Here is a 15,468-nt window from a genome sequence, read left to right as displayed (position 1 = left end):
ACTGTCCCAGATCGGGAACGGCGCCGTTAACCGCGATTTTCCGGCTGGTGCGATGGTGAACAATTTCTTACCCCGGCGGGCATGAGAAGGTCGCTTGTCCTCACCGATGAAACCGCCCGGCACCCGTTCCTGGCGAGCCTGCCCCCGCATGTCCGCCAGGGCAATCCGCCGGTGCGGATTGAGCGCAAGCCTTGGCTGCGCCTGGCTGACCTGCGCGATTTCCTGGTTGCCTACTGCGCCTGCTTCGTCGGGGTTTCGGTCTTCATCGCCTGACGTTCCGCCAGCACCAGCTTGCGGGCAATCCAGGCGGACACCAGGCACATCGCCGCGCTGAGCAGCAGTTGCTGCACGATCGGCACGCCCGCCGCCGACAGCCCGGTGGCCAGCAGCGACCCGATCACCATTGCGCCCGAATTGACGATGTTGTTGGCCGCGATGGTCCGCGAGGTCTGCGCCTTGTCGACGAAAGTGGTAAGGAAGGCATAGAGCGGCACCACGAACATCCCGCCTGATACGGCAATACCCAAGAGGCACAGCATCAGCGGAATGGCGAGCGGTTCGGCCATGAACTGCGCGACATTGAGCAGGCCGCCGCCGGTGTTGGGCGCCCATTCGCGGCAGACCTCGAAGAAGGCGACAACGAACAGCCCCATGACGATGACCGAAGGCGGCGAATAACGCGCCGAAACCGTGCCCTTGAGCAGCGCGTTGACCGACATCGAGCCGATCGCCACCCCGACCGAGAAGATCACCAGAAACAGGCTGGCGACTTCCTTGCTGGCCGACAGGACGTTCTTGGCCAGCGGCGGGAACTGCACGAACAGCACCGTGCCGACCGTCCAGAAGAAGCTGATCGCCATGATTGCCAGGAACACCCGGCGGTCATGGCTGGTGTTGCGCACCAGCGTGATCGAGGCGCGGACGAAGTGATAGTCCAGCGGTTCGGGCTGGTTGAAGGGCGGGGCGGGCGGAACTTCGCGGCTGACCGCGTAGCCGACCAGTGCGGTCAGGATTACCGCTGCGGCGGCCCATTCGACCGGGATCCACCCGGCGATGATCGTGCCGGCCAGGATCGCGATATAAGTTCCCGCCTCGACCAGGCCGGTGCCGGCCAGCACTTCGTCCTGGTGCAGGTGCTGCGGCAGGATCGCGTACTTGATCGGGCCGAAGAAAGTGGAATGGACCCCCATGCCGGTGAGCGCCAGCAGCATCAGCGGGATCGCCACGGTGGTGGTGTGAAAGCCTTCCCAGGCCAGGTACAGCCCGGCCGCGCCGACCAGCATGATGCCGATTTCCGCCGCCTTGACGATGCGGATGATCCGCGCCTTGTCACGCATGTCGGCCAGTTGCCCGGCGATGGCCGAAAGCAGGAAAAACGGCAGGATGAACAGGCCCGAGGCAATCGCGCTGAACTGGGCTTCGGCCTGTTCGCTGCGATAGACCTCGTAGACCACGAACAGGACCATCGCGTTCTTGAACAGGTTGTCGTTGAAGGCGTTGAGCAGCTGGGTCACGAACAGCGGCACGAAGCGCCGGCTGCGGATCAGGTGGGTCTGGGTGGTCATGGATTGGTTCAGGGCTTCCCGTTTCGGGGCGGACCCTAGCGGCAGATTGTTACGGGACAAGCGTTTCTTCACCCTTTTGCGCAGCGCGTTGGATCGCTATGCAAGTACAAATGCTGAGCTTGCCCAACCTGCTGACCCTGTCGCGGATCGTCGCTGTGCCCCTGCTGGTGGCGCTGCTGTGGTGGCCCAAGTGGGAGTTCGGCTACGGCGTGGCCTTTTCCCTGTACTGCCTGATGGGCATTACCGATTATTTCGACGGCTATCTGGCCCGCGCGCAGGGCACGGTCAGCAAGCTGGGCCAGTTCCTCGATCCGATTGCCGACAAGATCATGGTTGCCGCGGTGATCCTGGTGCTCAGCGCGCAGGGCGTGCTGACCGGCCCCTATGTGGGCGACATGCACGTGATCGCCGGTCTGGTGATCCTGATTCGCGAGATCGCGGTGTCGGGCCTGCGCGAATTCCTCGGCGGGCTGCGCGTGTCGGTGCCGGTCAGCCGGCTGGCCAAGTGGAAGACCACCTTCCAGATGGTCTGCCTGGGCGCGCTGATCCTGGGCCAGGCGCTGCCCGGCTGGACCGTGCCGGTCGGGTCGCTGGTGGTCAATTTTCCGCACACCGTGGGCCTGACCACCCTGTGGGCGGCGGCGGCGCTGACCGTGATTACCGGCTGGGATTACCTGCGGGTCGGCCTCAAGCACATGGATTGAGCCGGGCGTTCAGCCCGCGCGCAGTTCTTCCGCCAGCATCCGGAATTCATCGGCGCGGGGGCTGTTCTTGCGCCAGACCAGCGCGATTTCGCGGTTGGCGGTTTCGCTTTTCAGCGGCCGGGCGACCACGTCGGTGCCGTTGAGGATGCCGGCATCCAGCGCCATTTCTGGCAGCATGGTCAGCCCCAGGCCATTGTCCACCATCTGCACCAGGGTGTGCAGGCTGGTCCCGATCATCGTGGCCGAAGCGCGCAGTTCCGGGCGGTTGCAGGCCGCCAGCGCGTGCTCTTTCAGGCAGTGGCCGTCTTCCAGCAGCAGCAGGCGGTTTTCGTCGATCAGGTCCGGGGAAATCTCCTCGGGCGGATCGCGCGGATCGTCCTTGGGAAAGGCGACCCACAGCGCGTCGAGCTCGATCGTTTCCTTCTCGACCTCGCCCGTGGGGAAGGGCAGCGCCAGCAGCACGCAGTCGCTGCGGCCGTGGTGCAGACTTTCGATTGCCGCCGCGCTGGTTTCCTCGCGCAGGTACAGCTTGAGCGCCGGGCGTTCGCGGCGCAGGCGGGGCAGCATCCGGGGCAGCAGGAACGGGGCGATCGTGGGGATCACGCTCATCCGCATTTCGCCTGACAGCGGCTGCCCGGCGCTTTGCACCATGTCGGACAGTTCCTCGGCCTCGCGCAGCAGGCGGTGGGCCTTGGCGACCACGGCATTGCCCAGCGGGGTAAACCGCACCGCGCGCTTGGTCCGCTCGACCAGCACCACGCCCAGCAGTGTTTCGAGATCGCGCAGCCCCGCCGACAGGGTGGACTGCGAGACGAAGCAGGCATCGGCCGCCCGGCCGAAGTGCCCATGTTCATGCAGCGCGACGAGGTATTGCAGCTGCTTGAGCGTGGGCAGGTAAGTGGTCACTGCGCCGGATCCGCCGGTGTGGGTGCCGCCGCAGGCGAGCCGCCGATTTCGTCGATGTGTGCCATCTTCAGCTTGTTCTTGACCACGGCGAAGGCGGTCTTGCCTTCGACCAGTTCCAGCGCGTCTTTGCCGAACACGTCATAGCGCCAGCCCTGGAGCAGCGGCAGCTCGCGCACGCCTGCGGCCAGCAGTTCCAGGTCTTCGCTGCGCGCCAGCAGGCGCGAGGCCACGTCAATCTCGCGGCTGCGGATCTTGAGCAGCAGCTTGAGCAGGTCGGCGACCAGCGCGCCTTCCTTGCCCAGCGGCGCGCCGCGCGGGGTGCGCGGCGGCAGTTCGGCATCGGTCAGCGGCTTGGCGCCGTCCAGCGCGGCCATCAGTCGCTTGCCGATCTCGTTGTCCTTCCAGGCGCCAGACAGGCCGCGCACCTTGGCAAGGTCGGCCTGGACCTTGGGCGGATGGCTGGCGAGGTCGGCCAGGGTTTCGTCGCGGGCGATGCGGCCGCGCGGGATGTTCTTGTCCTGGGCTTCCAGCTCGCGCCAGTGGGCCAGGGCCTTGAGCCGCCCAAGCATCGCCGGGTTGCGCCCGGCGGCCTTGATCCGCTGCCACGACAGGTCGGGATCGTTCTTGTAGTTGGCCGGATCGGCCAGCTTTTCCATCTCGATGTCAAGCCAGGCGCCGCGCCCGGTCTTGATCAGGCGCTGCAGCATCTTCGGGAAGATCAGCGACAGGTGGGTCACGTCGCCGATGGCATATTCGATCTGCCGTTCGGTCAGCGGGCGGCGCGACCAGTCGGTAAAGCGGGCGCCCTTGTCGATCTGCAGGCCCAGCCAGCTTTCGACCAGGTTGGAATAGCCGATCTGCTCGCTCTGGCTGATCGCCATCATCGCGATCTGGGTGTCGAAGATCGGATGCGGGGTCTTGCCGGTGAAATTGTAGATGATTTCCACATCCTGCCCGCCGGCGTGGAACACCTTCAGCACGTCCTCGTTGTCAACCAGCAGGTCGAGCAGCGGCGACAGGTCGATGTCCTTGGCCAGCGGATCGATCGCGGCGGCTTCCTTGTCGTCCGCGATCTGGATCAGGCAGAGTTCCGGCCAGTAGGTGTTCTCGCGCATGAACTCGGTGTCGACGCAGACATAGTCGGCGTGGGACAGGCGCTCGCACAGCTCGGCAAGGGCGTCGGAAGTGGTAATCAGGGGGTGTATCTTCATGGTTCTTATCTGTAAGTGAGCCCGTGCGGGCTCGCGGCTTGACAAAGTCGCGGCCATCGCCTGTTAGCCGCGCTTTCGCCCCTGCCTGAAAGCGGGCCGATTGGAAAGAGTTTCGATGCATCTTTATCGTTCGCACACCTGCGGCGCGCTTCGCGCCAGTGACGTAGGCCAGACCATCCGCCTGTCGGGCTGGGTCCATCGCAAGCGCGACCACGGCGGCGTGCTGTTCGTCGACCTGCGCGACCATTACGGCATGACCCAGATCGTCGCCGATGCCGACAGCCCGGCGCTGGCCGTGCTGGAAGGCCTGCGCGTGGAATCGGTGGTCACCATCGACGGCGAGGTCAAGGCCCGCAGCGCCGGCACCGTCAACCCGAACCTGCCGACCGGCGAGATCGAGGTCTATGCCCGCGCCGCCACGGTGCTGAGCCGGGCGGAGGAACTGCCCCTGCCGGTTGCCGGGGAACAGGAATATCCCGAGGATGTGCGCCTGCGCTATCGCTTCCTCGACCTGCGGCGCGAGACGCTGCACGCCAACATCATGACCCGCACCGCGGTGATCCGCGAAACGCGCCGGGCGATGGAAGACATCGGCTTCAACGAATTCTCGACCCCGATCCTGACCGCCTCCAGCCCCGAAGGCGCGCGCGACTTCCTGGTGCCGAGCCGCATTCACCCGGGCAAGTTCTTTGCCTTGCCGCAGGCCCCGCAGCAGTACAAGCAGCTGCTGATGGTCGCGGGCTTCGACCGTTATTTCCAGATCGCCCCCTGCTTCCGCGACGAAGATCCGCGCGCTGACCGCCTGCCGGGCGAATTCTACCAGCTCGACCTCGAAATGAGCTTCGTCACCCAGGAAGAAGTCTGGGAAACGATGGAGCCGGTCATGGCCGGGATCTTCGAAAAGTTTGCGGGTGGCCGCAAGGTCACTCCGGCGGGCGAATTCCCGCGCATCCCCTATGCCCAGGCGATGCTCGACTATGGCTCGGACAAGCCGGACCTGCGCAACCCGCTGGTGATCCGCGACGTGACGAGCGAATTCACCCAGTCCGGTTTCGGCCTGTTCGAAAAGATCGTGGGCGGCGGCGGCGTGGTCCGCCTGATCCCCGCGCCGAATACCGCCGGTCTGTCGCGCAAGTTCTTCGACGAGATGAACGACTGGGCGCGCAGCGAAGGCCATGCGGGCCTTGGCTATGCCACCCGCAAGGGCGGCGTATTCGGCGGCCCGATCGCCAAGAACCACGGCGAGGACAAGATGGCCGCGCTGTGGGATGCGCTGGGCCTTGGCCCGGATGACGGCGCCTTTTTTGCCGCGGGCAAGGAAGACCAGGCCGCGAAGCTGGCCGGCCAGGCGCGTAACCGCGTGGGCGAACAGCTTGACCTGATCGACAAGGACTCCTTCCGGTTCTGCTGGATTATCGATTTCCCGTTCTTCGAATGGGACGAGGACAACAAGAAGCTGGACTTCGCGCACAACCCGTTCTCGATGCCGCAGGGCGGGCTGGAAGCGCTGCAGACCCAGGACCCGCTGACCATCAAGGCATATCAGTACGACATGGTCTGCAACGGCTACGAACTCGCTTCGGGTTCGATCCGCAACCAGCACCCGGACCTGATGGTCGCCGCCTTCGAAAAGGTCGGCCTGTCGCAGCAGGACGTCGAGGAACGCTTTGGCGGGATGTACCGCGCGTTCCAGTATGGCGCGCCGCCGCATGGCGGGATGGCCGCCGGGGTCGACCGCATGGTCATGCTGCTGTGCGGGGTGCAGAACCTGCGCGAAATCACGCTGTTCCCGATGAACCAGCGCGCCGAAGACCTGCTGATGGGCGCGCCCAGCCTGCCCGAGCCGAAGCAGCTGCGCGAGTTGCACCTGCGCGTGATCGAACCGCAAAAGGGTTGATAACCCGATCCTTTTGCGGTTGACGGCGGCACTTGCTGCTTGGCATTCCCTGCACCGGGTGCGCGATCCGGTGGGGGATTTGCCGTGCGTTCTGTCATCCTGTCGATTGCCGCCTTGGCAAGTGTGCTGTCCGCCGGGCCCGCCCTGGCCGAAGTGGTGCAAGTGTTCGGCCTGAACCCCGCCCGTAACGACCGGCTGGCCGCGCTGCGCTCGATCGTGGTCGATGGCTTCGGCGGCAGCGAAGGCGCGGCGGTGACGATCCGCTTGGAAGACATGCTGCGCGCGATCAGCCTGGATGGCGGACCCTATTTCCGGGTGCTGCCCGCCGCCACGGCCAGCGGCGGCGGCGATGCGCTGCTGCGCGGCACGGCCGATGCCGATGTCCAGTTCCAGCGCTACACCGAAAAGCGCGAGACCTGCGCTGAAAAGCACGGCGAGGGCAAATGCCTGCGCAAGGAACAGCGCGAGATCAAGTGTTCGCGCCGCCGCATCACCTTGCAGGTGAGCCTGCGCGTGGTCCAGCCCGACGGCACCCTGATCCATTCCGACGACGCGCCCGAACAGGCCGAGCACGCCTCGTGCGAGGGGGATGAGAATCCGCCCCGCTCGCGCGGTGACGTGGTCCGCGACCTGATCGCGCGGTATGTCGACCGGCTCCGTCCCGAGTTCGCGCCGCGCTTTACCGACGCTGCAATCCGGGTCGACGAAAACCGCAAGGGCCTGTCAAAGTCGGATAGCGACCGGTTCAAGCGGGCGGTCAAGCTGACCAAGACCGATCCGCGCGCCGCTTGCGCCGCCTGGGCGCAAGTGGGTGCGGCCAATCCCGGCCACGTGCCGACGCAGTTCAACCTTGCGCTATGTGCCGAATCGCTGGGCGAAAGCGGCGCGCAGGCGGCTGAAGCGGGCTATAGCAAGGTGCTGGACCTGGCCCCGAAATATGGCGCTGCCGCCGCCGGGCTGGGCCGGCTCGATCGCAATGCCCAGGCGCGGGGGCAGCTGGCCGCGCACGCCGGCGCCTAGGCGAGGCGCATCAGGTCTCCGGGTCGTGCTTGGCGGCCTTCGCCAGTTCGTCAGCGGTGCAATCGCGCACCCGCTTGGCCACCAGCCGCATCGAGCCGAGGTCCGGCGCGTCCGGTCCGGTCGCCTTCAGCTTGACCAGGAAATCGATCTGCCCGGCGCTGAAGCTGCCCGACGCATCGTAGGCCAGGGATTTGCCGTCCTTGTTGCACACCATGCCAAAGCGCAGCGAGCCAGGCTCATAGGCGGTCACGGTGCAGCTTGCCCCGTCGGAAAAGGCCTTGATCATGCCGCCGAACATGTTCGGCAGATCCTCGTGGCCCGGCCCGCTCGTGCATTCGGGGCGGTTATCGGCATCGGTCTGTTCGCCGGCATCGTTCCATGCGGTGAACTGTCCTTCCACCCAGCCATCGGGCACGGCCTGGCGCAGTAGCGCGATATGCGCGCCCGACGCGTCGGCCAGCGAGACGGCGGGGGCCGGATCGGCGGCCGTGGCGCCGCCGGCGGCAAGCACCGTCAGGCCGACGGCGGCCAGCGCCGCGATGCGGACAAGTCTTGCAGGCACGATATTCTCCTGAGTTTTGAAGCGCGGACGTGGAGCAGGAATAGGAGGTGCCGACGAAGCTGGCGAGGGATAAATACCAATGCACCCGGCATTCCCCAGCTTTCCCTGCGCCAAGCCACTTGCCAGCGCCTTTGCCGTTCTCTAGGGCGTGGCCTGACAATTTAATCTGCCGTTCACGAAGGGACACATCCATGAGCGACACCGCCGATCGGGTTAAGAAAATTGTGGTCGAACACCTCGGCGTCGAAGCCGACAAGGTGACCGAAGACGCCAGCTTCATCGACGACCTGGGCGCCGACAGCCTCGACATCGTCGAGCTGGTCATGGCGTTCGAAGAAGAGTTCGGCGTGGAGATCCCCGACGACGCCGCTGAAAAGATCAGCACCGTCGCCGACGCGATCAGCTACATCAACAGCAACAAGGGCTGATTGCCTCAGCCACATGCCCTGGCCGCGGGTTCGCGCAGCTGTGCGACAGTTCCGTGTTGACGGAGCGGCAGGGTAACGACAGGCTCAGCCCATAGCGGGCTGGGCCTGTTGCGTTTAGGGAACTTGGAGACTGGAATGCGCCGTGTTGTCGTAACCGGACTGGGCCTTGTCACGCCGCTGGGCGGTGATGTGGAAACCACGTGGAAGAACCTGATCGCCGGCAAGAGCGGCGCAGGCCCGATCACGCGGTTCGACACCGAAGGCCACAAGTGCACGATCGCCTGCGAAGTGAAGGGGCCGGATCACGAATACGGCTTCGATCCGGGCAAGCGGGTGGACCACAAGGTCCAGCGCCAGGTTGATCCATTCATCGTCTATGGCATCGATGCCGCCGGACAGGCGCTGGAAGACGCCGGCTTGGCCGATATGGACGAAGACCTCAAGCTGCGCACCGGCTGCTCGATCGGTTCGGGCATCGGCGGTCTGCCGGGGATCGAAAGCGAATCGATCGTCCTGCATGAAAAGGGCCCGGGCCGCGTTTCGCCGCACTTCGTCCATGGCCGCCTGATCAACCTGATCTCGGGCCAGGTCTCGATCAAGTACGGGCTGATGGGGCCGAACCACGCCGTGGTCACCGCCTGTTCGACCGGCGCCCATTCGATCGGCGATGCCGCGCGGATGATCAAGGACGGCGATGCCGACGTGATGCTGGCGGGCGGTGCGGAAGGCACGGTCAACCCGCTCGGCGTGGCCGGTTTTGCCCAGGCCCGCGCGCTCAATTGCAGCTACAACGACCGGCCCGAGCAGGCCAGCCGCCCCTATGACAAGGACCGCGACGGCTTCGTCATGGGCGAAGGCGCGGGCGTGGTGGTGCTGGAAGAATACGAGCACGCCAAGGCGCGCGGCGCGAAGATCTATGCCGAAGTGGTCGGCTATGGCCTGTCGGGCGATGCCTATCACGTCACCGCCCCGCACCCGGAAGGCAAGGGCGCGGAACTGTCGATGCGCATGGCGATGCGCAAGGCCGGGATGGAACCGGGCGACATCGACTATGTCAACGCCCACGGCACCTCGACCATGGCCGACACGATCGAACTGGGCGCGGTCAAGCGCGTGCTGGGCGATGACCTGTCGGGCGCCTCGATGAGCAGCACCAAGAGCGCGATCGGCCACCTGCTGGGCGGCGCGGGCGCGGTGGAAACAATCTTCTGCATCCTCGCGATCCGCGACCAGGTGGTGCCGCCGACGCTCAACCTCGACAATCCCGATGAAGGGACCGAGGGCGTCGACCTGGTGCCCAAGGTGGCGCGCAAGCGCAAGGTCCGCGCCGCGCTCAACAACAGCTTCGGCTTTGGCGGAACCAATGCCAGCGTGATCGTGAAGGCGCTGGAAGACTGATGATCCGTCGGGGTGTCCTGGCCGCCGTTCTGGCGGTCGTCCTGTTGCTCGGCTGGTTCGTTTCCGGCTGGTACACGTCAGGCCCACTGGCCAAGGACACCCCGTTCATCGTTCCCGACGGCTCCAGCCTGGCCAGCGTCGCGGCCAAGCTGGAAAAGGGCGGGGCGATCCGGTCCGCCAGCTTCTTCAAGCTGCGCGCGCGGGTGTTCGGCGTTGGCGCGCCGATCAAGGCCGGCGAATTCATGCTGCCCAAGGGCGCCAGCCCGGCAAAGATCCTGTCGATCATCCAGGGCGATGAAGTGCTGCGCCGCTTCGTGACCGTGCCCGAAGGCATGCCCTCGATCATGGTTTACGAGCGGCTGATGGCCAATCCGCAGCTGACCGGCAGCATCGAGGTTCCGGCCGAAGGCTCGATCCTGCCCGATACCTACGAGATCGACCGCGGCGAAAGCCGCCAGGCGGTGCTGCTGCGGATGCAGGCGGCGATGCAGCGCACGCTCGCCGAACTGTGGGCCGGGCGCGATCCCAACCTGCCGGTCAGGACGCCCGAGGAAGCGCTGACACTCGCCTCGATCGTCGAAAAGGAAACCGGCAAGCCGAGCGAGCGGACGGTGGTTGCGGGCCTTTATTCCAACCGGCTGCGCCAGGGGATCATGCTCCAGGCCGACCCGACGATCATCTATCCGATCACCAAGGGCAAACCGCTGGGCCGCCGCATCCGCCAGAGCGAGATCCAGGCGGTGAACGATTACAACACCTATTCGATGATCGGGCTGCCCAAGGGGCCGATCACCAATCCGGGCAAGGATTCGATTGCCGCCGTGCTGCACCCGGCGCAGACCGACGCGCTGTACATGGTGGCCGATGGCACCGGCGGACACCAGTTTGCCTCCACGCTGGAACAGCACAACGTCAACGTGGAAAAGTGGTACACGATCCGCAAGGAACGCGGCGACTTCTGACGCTGCGGCGCTAGCAATCCCCGGTGCGGCTGGCGCTGCCCTGGAACTGGATGCGCGCCCGCCCGCCCATTCCATCGGTATTGACCAACGCGTTGCCCGAAAAGCGCAGGCTGGTGCTCATCCCGCTGGCGGAGATGTTGCCTTCGACAATCCGCCCGGTGCATTGCATCTGCGCCGAGCCGAAGCCATTGCCGGACACCGAACAGCCGTAGCCGCCATTGGTCATGTCTGCCGCGATCTTCGGGATCGACTGCCGCACATCGGACGCAGTCAGGCAGATGTTCTGGCTGAGCGAACCGGATTCGGTCGACATGGTCATGCTGTACATGCCCGGCGCCAGGCCAGAGCCTGCTGGCGCGGCTGGTGGCGGGGGCGGGGCCGGAGCCGGGGCGCGTTCCGGGCGGGGGCCGGTGTAGGTCACCGGCAAATCCAGTCCGATCCCCGGAACCAGCTTCACTATCCAGTCTTCAAACTCGACCAGGTTGGCCTTGATCTGGGCCGCGCTGACCCCGCCTTTCAGGATGATGATCCGTTCCGGTTCAAGGATTGGCACGCCGCCGCCGGGCGCGGCCCAGTAGGCTGCCCGCAGGAAATACTGCTTGGCATTGAGCCGCCGTGCCATCCCCGCGGCATCGGCATGGCGCAGCGTATTGCGGTAGCGCAGCCGGATCGCCTCGCAGGTCTGGCCCGCCGCATCGGCGCACTGAACCCCGGCAATCTGGTACGGCAGGCCAACCTTGGACCAGACGCCAAGGGCGGGCGCCTTGCCAGTGCTCGCGGTTTCCGCCTTCCAGCCCATGTCGGCCAGGATGGCGCGCAATTGCGCTTCGTCATAGCGGACCAGGCGGGCGGGCTGCGCCGGCAGGGGGGCTGCGGCGGCGGGGCCGGCGGGGGCGCTCCCGGCCTGGGTAACGCCGCCCAGCGTCAGCGCCAGCGCGGCGGCGGCGGTAAGGGGGCGGCGCATCAGGACTGCCCCGCGGCCAGGCGGGCGGCGTGGTGCGCCATCGACGCCAGATACTGGGCCAGGTTGGCATCGCTGATCCCGTCCGAATAGAACAGGCTGCCGCGCAGGGTCACCTTGTCGCCATCGACATAGGCGGCAGCCCAGCGGGGTTGTTCGTTGAAGCGATCGACCAGCTGCTGGCGGTCGGTCCCCGCCGGAGGGCTGACCGTGGCAAGCAGGCGTGCCTCCTCGCAACCCGTGCTGGCGCAGGTCCAGCCGAACACCGACACGACCACTCCGCCCGGCGTGATCAGCACGGCCACCGGATTGCCGTTGGCCAGCTTGGTCACTTCGGCCGTCTTGAACGGCGCGGCCGGTCCCGCCAGGGCGACCCGCCGCACTTGTTCGGTGGTGAACTTGCTGGCGAAGGACTGAGCATGGCATGGACCGGCCAGCACCAGGGACAAGGCCGCGCCAATCAAGGCGCGGCGGAAAGAAAGCGGCATTGACGGCCTTTCCAGTTCGATTGACCGCGCGCTCGGCTGGTCCTTCAGTATCGAATGCGCGGGCGGCGGGTCAAGCGGCAGGTTACGGTTCGACCACGTTGAACATGCCGCCCTGTGGTTCGATCCCATCGAGCCAGGCCTGCACCGCGGCGCGGTCGCCTTCCACCTTCAGGCCAGCCATTTCCAGCTGTTCCAGCGGCAGTTTCAGGAACAGCAGGCCCAGCAGCACCCGGCGCGGCGCGGTGATCGTCGCGGTGGGATTCGCCAGCGGCTCCATCCGGTTGAACATGGTGGTCCCGGTCAGTTCCACCCCGGCGCTCTCCTTGCGGTCGGGCATGACCAGGTTGATCCCCAGCTTGCGCCCGCCCAGCTTCGCCGGATCGAACCGGGTCGCCAGCGTATCGAGCAGGAGCAGGGTGGGGACCCCGGCGATCATGTCGGGGCTGCCGGTTGGGAAAGCGCCCTTGAGCGGATCGCGCAGCTCGCGCGCGGCCTGCAGGAACTGGTTGCGCCAGATCCCGCTTTCGGCCTGGTAACCCTGCTGTTCATAGCTGTCGGCCAGCAGGGCGCGTGCCGCCTGGTTGGCCGGATCGGCGAACACCAGCTGGTTGAGCAGGTCGCTCGACCAGCGGTAATCGCCCTGGGCCATGGCCTGCTTCGCCAGCTTCAGCACCTTGGCCGCGCCGCCCATCGCCGCGACGCTGCGCTTGGCGCGTTCGGCCGGCGGCCAGGGGTTCAGGTTGGCCGGATTGGCATCGTACCAGCCGAGGTAGAACTGGTAGATCGCTTTCGAGTTGTGGCTGTAAGTGCCGTAATAGCCGTGGTTGTACCACTGCTCGGCCAGCTCCTTGGGCTGCTTCAGTGCCTCGGCGATTTCGGCCTGGGTCTCGCCCTTGTTCATCAGCCGCACGGTCTGGTCATGCAGGTAGCGATAGTTGTCACGCTGGCTGGCCAGCATCTGCGCCACTTCGCCCTGGCCAAAGCGCGGCCAGCAATGGCTCGACAGGACCACATCGCTGCGCTCGCCGTAAAGCCGCAGCGCCTCGTCGAGGTAGCCCGCCCAGGCGTGCGCGTTGCGCACCTTGGCCCCGCGCGGGGTGAGGATGTTGTGCAGCGAGCAGGTGCTCATCTCCGCAGACAGGAACGCCTTCTTCGGGACGATATAGACGTTGAGCTCGCTTGGCGCTTCGCTGCCCGACACGATCTGGAATTCCAGCGGCACGCCGTCCACGTTGCGGGTTTCGCCGGTGCGGGTGATGGTATCGGTCGGGGCGATCAGGGTGGTTTCCCCGCCGGCCACGCCCATGCCGATCCCGCTGCCCATCTGCCCCTGCGGCCCGGGCTTGATCCCGCCGCCGAACTGGAACAGCGCGCGCCGCCCCATCGCCGGACCGGCCATGATGTTCTCGGACGCGGCTTCGGCCATGAAGTGTTCGGGCGCGATGATCGCCACCTTGCCCGCGGTCACGTCCGCCTCGTTCACCACGCCGCGCACCCCTCCATAGTGATCGGCATGGCTGTGGCTGTAGATCACCGCCGTCACCGGCCGGGTGCCCAGCTGTTCGTTGACCAGCTTCAGCGCCGCTGCCGCGGTTTCGCGGTTGGTCAGCGGATCGACCAGGATCCAACCGGTCTGGCCCTGGATCACGGTCATGTTCGATACGTCGAACCCGCGCACCTGCCACACGCCATCGCTCACCTTGAACAGGCCGTGTTTGCCCAGGTACTTCATCTCGCGCCAGAGCGAGGGGTGGACGCTGGGCGGGGCATCGCCTTTCATCCAGTCATAGGCGGCGATGTGCCAAACCGGCTTGCCCTTGGCATCCTTGATCAGCGGATCGGCGGGGGTGGCGATGAACCCCCGGCTGGAAAATTCGCCGTCGCGGCCATCGTCGGCGGGCAGGGCGGCAGCGGCGGCCTTCTGCGCGGCGAGCGTGGCGGCAGAGGCTGGCTTGGGCGCCTCAGGCGTTGGCGCGGGGGCATTGCCCAGGGCCAGCGGGGCCAGCGCGCTGAGCGCAAGCAGACGAGTGCGGAAACGGCGGTGCGACATGATCCTCTCCTCCCGGATTTGGGCGGAGTGTGGGGCGGGGGAAGGGCGCTTGGCAAGCGGGGTTGTTGATCGAATTTAGCGATCAAACAATCCACATTGTCCTGTTGGATCGATTTTTGGGCGGCGCCTATCTGGCCTTCAAGCACTGCAAAGGAACCCCTCCGATGATCAACCGCACCATTCCCGATGTCACTCTCAAGACCCGCGTCCGCGACGAATCGCTCGGCGGGCCGAACCCGTTCCGCTGGCAGGACCTGCCGGTGCGCGATGCATTCGCCGGCAAGAAGGTGGTCGTCTTCTCGCTGCCGGGCGCCTTCACGCCGACCTGCAGCAACGAACAGTGCCCCAACTACGAACGCCTGTACGATGTGTTCAAGGCCGCCGGCGTGGACGAAGTCTACTGCCTGTCGGTCAACGATGCCTTCGTCATGTACCAGTGGGGCAAGCACCTCGGCCTTGAAAAGGTCAAGCTGCTGCCCGATGGTTCGGGCCACTTCACGCGTCGGATGGGCATGCTGATCGACAAGGACCACCTCGGCTTCGGCATGCGCAGCTGGCGCTACGCGATGATCGTGGATGACAACACGATCACTCATTGGTTCGAGGAACCGGGCATCAACGACGATGGCTCGGACAGCGATCCCTACGGCGAAACCGCGCCCGAAAAGCTTCTGGCCGCGCTGACCGAAGACGCGCAGCAGCCGGCCGAGCTGGTCTGAGCCCCCTGGCGCAGGTGGCGGAGCGCTCTCCCCTCTCCGACGCTCCCCAGGCTTCGCCGCCTGCGCCTTTTATCGTCACGGCGGAACTTCCGCCGGGTGTATTGTCCTGGGCCGATGGCCTGCGCCGCGCCCATTTTCCGCCCGAACGCAACTGGCTGAAGGCGCACGTCACCCTGTTCCACAGCTTCGCGCCGTCGCTGCGCGCCGAACTGCTGGCCATGCTGGGCAGCGTCGCTGGCGAATTCGCCCCGCCGCTGTGCGAGGTGACGGGCCTGATGAACCTGGGCAAGGGCACGGCGATTGCGCTGTCCAGCCCCGGCATGCTGCAAGTGCGCGGCCTGATCGCGGACCGCTTCCACGGCGCGCTGACCGCGCAGGACCGCCACCCGCCGCGCCTGCACATCACCGTCCAGAACAAGGTCACGCCCGAAGCCGCCCGCGCGCTCCAGGCGGCGCTGGAGCCGGTCCTGGAACGCCGCCGCTTCCGCTTCACCGGGCTGGGCCTGCACCTCTATCGCGGGCCGCATTGGGAAAGTTTGGGCACATGGCGCTTTCGCGGCAAAGAGGGTGGTTGACCAATCGCCGCGCGCCCCCTAT

General features: G+C 66.1%; 16 protein-coding genes. 9 read left to right on the top strand and 7 right to left on the bottom strand.

Annotated features, from left to right (window positions below):
* The first annotated feature begins 81 nt into the window (after nt 1-81).
* Entirely contained in the window at nt 82-273 is a 192-nt protein-coding gene (locus ACE3N9_RS08370) for a hypothetical protein (RefSeq protein WP_374282757.1), read from the top strand.
* Here the strand turns inward: ACE3N9_RS08370 and ACE3N9_RS08365 are convergent.
* Nucleotides 231-1,565 (bottom strand): MFS transporter, encoded by a 1,335-nt coding sequence (locus tag ACE3N9_RS08365; RefSeq protein ID WP_374282755.1) that lies wholly within the window; start codon nt 1,563-1,565, stop codon nt 231-233. The two genes, ACE3N9_RS08370 and ACE3N9_RS08365, sit on opposite strands and share 43 nt — an antisense overlap.
* Nucleotides 1,566-1,675: 110 nt before the next feature.
* Here ACE3N9_RS08365 and pgsA point away from each other — a divergent pair, with 110 nt between their 5' ends.
* Nucleotides 1,676-2,269, top strand: a complete 594-nt coding sequence (gene pgsA, locus ACE3N9_RS08360) for a CDP-diacylglycerol--glycerol-3-phosphate 3-phosphatidyltransferase (protein WP_374282753.1) — start codon at nt 1,676-1,678, stop codon at nt 2,267-2,269.
* A 9-nt stretch (nt 2,270-2,278) separates the two neighbouring features.
* Here the strand turns inward: pgsA and ACE3N9_RS08355 are convergent, their stop codons facing one another.
* Together ACE3N9_RS08355 and rnd are read right to left on the bottom strand one after the other, a co-directional pair.
* Nucleotides 2,279-3,175, bottom strand: a complete 897-nt coding sequence (locus ACE3N9_RS08355) for a hydrogen peroxide-inducible genes activator (protein WP_374282751.1) — start codon at nt 3,173-3,175, stop codon at nt 2,279-2,281.
* Complete coding sequence (rnd, locus tag ACE3N9_RS08350) at nt 3,172-4,386, bottom strand: ribonuclease D (protein ID WP_374282749.1); 1,215 nt, start codon at nt 4,384-4,386, stop codon at nt 3,172-3,174. The genes ACE3N9_RS08355 and rnd overlap by 4 nt, the downstream gene beginning before the upstream one ends.
* Before the next feature lie 115 nt (nt 4,387-4,501).
* Between rnd and aspS the strand changes: the two genes are divergently transcribed.
* Together aspS and ACE3N9_RS08340 are read left to right on the top strand one after the other, a co-directional pair.
* Nucleotides 4,502-6,283 (top strand): aspartate--tRNA ligase, encoded by a 1,782-nt coding sequence (aspS, locus tag ACE3N9_RS08345; RefSeq protein ID WP_374282747.1) that lies wholly within the window; start codon nt 4,502-4,504, stop codon nt 6,281-6,283.
* A gap of 84 nt (nt 6,284-6,367) precedes the next feature.
* Entirely contained in the window at nt 6,368-7,303 is a 936-nt protein-coding gene (locus ACE3N9_RS08340) for a hypothetical protein (RefSeq protein WP_374282745.1), read from the top strand.
* Nucleotides 7,304-7,313: 10 nt separating this feature from the next.
* Here ACE3N9_RS08340 and ACE3N9_RS08335 read toward each other — a convergent pair whose 3' ends face one another.
* Nucleotides 7,314-7,865, bottom strand: a complete 552-nt coding sequence (locus ACE3N9_RS08335; RefSeq protein ID WP_374282743.1) for a hypothetical protein — start codon at nt 7,863-7,865, stop codon at nt 7,314-7,316.
* A 191-nt stretch (nt 7,866-8,056) separates the two neighbouring features.
* On the opposite strand from ACE3N9_RS08335, the gene ACE3N9_RS08330 reads away from it, so the two are divergent.
* The 3 genes from ACE3N9_RS08330 to mltG all read left to right on the top strand — a co-directional run bounded on the left by ACE3N9_RS08330 (nt 8,057) and on the right by mltG (nt 10,653).
* Nucleotides 8,057-8,293 (top strand): acyl carrier protein, encoded by a 237-nt coding sequence (locus tag ACE3N9_RS08330; protein WP_374282741.1) that lies wholly within the window; start codon nt 8,057-8,059, stop codon nt 8,291-8,293.
* Nucleotides 8,294-8,428: 135 nt separating this feature from the next.
* Nucleotides 8,429-9,691 (top strand): beta-ketoacyl-ACP synthase II, encoded by a 1,263-nt coding sequence (gene fabF, locus ACE3N9_RS08325; RefSeq protein ID WP_374282739.1) that lies wholly within the window; start codon nt 8,429-8,431, stop codon nt 9,689-9,691.
* The gene (gene mltG / locus ACE3N9_RS08320) at nt 9,691-10,653 is read left to right on the top strand and encodes an endolytic transglycosylase MltG (RefSeq protein WP_374282737.1); all 963 of its coding nucleotides are present in this window, start codon (nt 9,691-9,693) and stop codon (nt 10,651-10,653) included. Before fabF ends, mltG begins: the two co-directional genes overlap by 1 nt.
* 10 nt (nt 10,654-10,663) lie before the next feature.
* On the opposite strand, the gene ACE3N9_RS08315 is transcribed toward mltG, so the two are convergent.
* The 3 genes from ACE3N9_RS08315 to ACE3N9_RS08305 form a co-directional block, all read right to left on the bottom strand.
* Entirely contained in the window at nt 10,664-11,617 is a 954-nt protein-coding gene (locus ACE3N9_RS08315; RefSeq protein ID WP_374282735.1) for a DUF3617 family protein, read from the bottom strand.
* A complete protein-coding gene (locus ACE3N9_RS08310; RefSeq protein WP_374282733.1) occupies nt 11,617-12,102 on the bottom strand; it encodes a YbjN domain-containing protein in 486 nt (161 codons plus the stop codon). The genes ACE3N9_RS08315 and ACE3N9_RS08310 overlap by 1 nt, the downstream gene beginning before the upstream one ends.
* Before the next feature lie 82 nt (nt 12,103-12,184).
* Nucleotides 12,185-14,152: an alkyl/aryl-sulfatase gene (locus ACE3N9_RS08305; protein ID WP_374282731.1), complete on the bottom strand. Its 1,968-nt coding sequence runs from the start codon at nt 14,150-14,152 to the stop codon at nt 12,185-12,187.
* Nucleotides 14,153-14,316: 164 nt separating this feature from the next.
* Here ACE3N9_RS08305 and ACE3N9_RS08300 point away from each other — a divergent pair, with 164 nt between their 5' ends.
* On the top strand, nt 14,317-14,871 hold the full coding sequence (locus ACE3N9_RS08300; RefSeq protein ID WP_374282729.1) for a peroxiredoxin: 555 nt from the start codon (nt 14,317-14,319) through the stop codon (nt 14,869-14,871).
* Nucleotides 14,872-14,972: 101 nt separating this feature from the next.
* Nucleotides 14,973-15,446 (top strand): 2'-5' RNA ligase family protein, encoded by a 474-nt coding sequence (locus ACE3N9_RS08295; protein ID WP_374282727.1) that lies wholly within the window; start codon nt 14,973-14,975, stop codon nt 15,444-15,446.
* Nucleotides 15,447-15,468: the final 22 nt, after the last annotated feature.

It is taken from the genome of Novosphingobium sp. (assembly GCF_041905565.1).
Taxonomy (GTDB): Bacteria; Pseudomonadota; Alphaproteobacteria; order Sphingomonadales; family Sphingomonadaceae; genus Novosphingobium.
The sequence above is the reverse complement of the archived record's forward strand: the minus strand, read 5'-3'. Positions and strand labels throughout refer to the sequence as shown.

Bases quoted from the DNA above. Each gene is read 5' to 3' on its own strand.
- ACE3N9_RS08370 (WP_374282757.1), top strand. From the start codon at position 82: ATGAGAAGGTCGCTTGTCCTCACCGATGAAACCGCCCGGCACCCGTTC.
- ACE3N9_RS08365 (WP_374282755.1), bottom strand. From the start codon at position 1,565: ATGACCACCCAGACCCACCTGATCCGCAGCCGGCGCTTCGTGCCGCTG.
- pgsA (WP_374282753.1), top strand. From the start codon at position 1,676: ATGCTGAGCTTGCCCAACCTGCTGACCCTGTCGCGGATCGTCGCTGTG.
- rnd (WP_374282749.1), bottom strand. From the start codon at position 4,386: ATGAAGATACACCCCCTGATTACCACTTCCGACGCCCTTGCCGAGCTG.
- aspS (WP_374282747.1), top strand. From the start codon at position 4,502: ATGCATCTTTATCGTTCGCACACCTGCGGCGCGCTTCGCGCCAGTGAC.
- ACE3N9_RS08330 (WP_374282741.1), top strand. From the start codon at position 8,057: ATGAGCGACACCGCCGATCGGGTTAAGAAAATTGTGGTCGAACACCTC.
- fabF (WP_374282739.1), top strand. From the start codon at position 8,429: ATGCGCCGTGTTGTCGTAACCGGACTGGGCCTTGTCACGCCGCTGGGC.
- mltG (WP_374282737.1), top strand. From the start codon at position 9,691: ATGATCCGTCGGGGTGTCCTGGCCGCCGTTCTGGCGGTCGTCCTGTTG.
- ACE3N9_RS08315 (WP_374282735.1), bottom strand. From the start codon at position 11,617: ATGCGCCGCCCCCTTACCGCCGCCGCCGCGCTGGCGCTGACGCTGGGC.
- ACE3N9_RS08310 (WP_374282733.1), bottom strand. From the start codon at position 12,102: ATGCCGCTTTCTTTCCGCCGCGCCTTGATTGGCGCGGCCTTGTCCCTG.
- ACE3N9_RS08305 (WP_374282731.1), bottom strand. From the start codon at position 14,152: ATGTCGCACCGCCGTTTCCGCACTCGTCTGCTTGCGCTCAGCGCGCTG.
- ACE3N9_RS08300 (WP_374282729.1), top strand. From the start codon at position 14,317: ATGATCAACCGCACCATTCCCGATGTCACTCTCAAGACCCGCGTCCGC.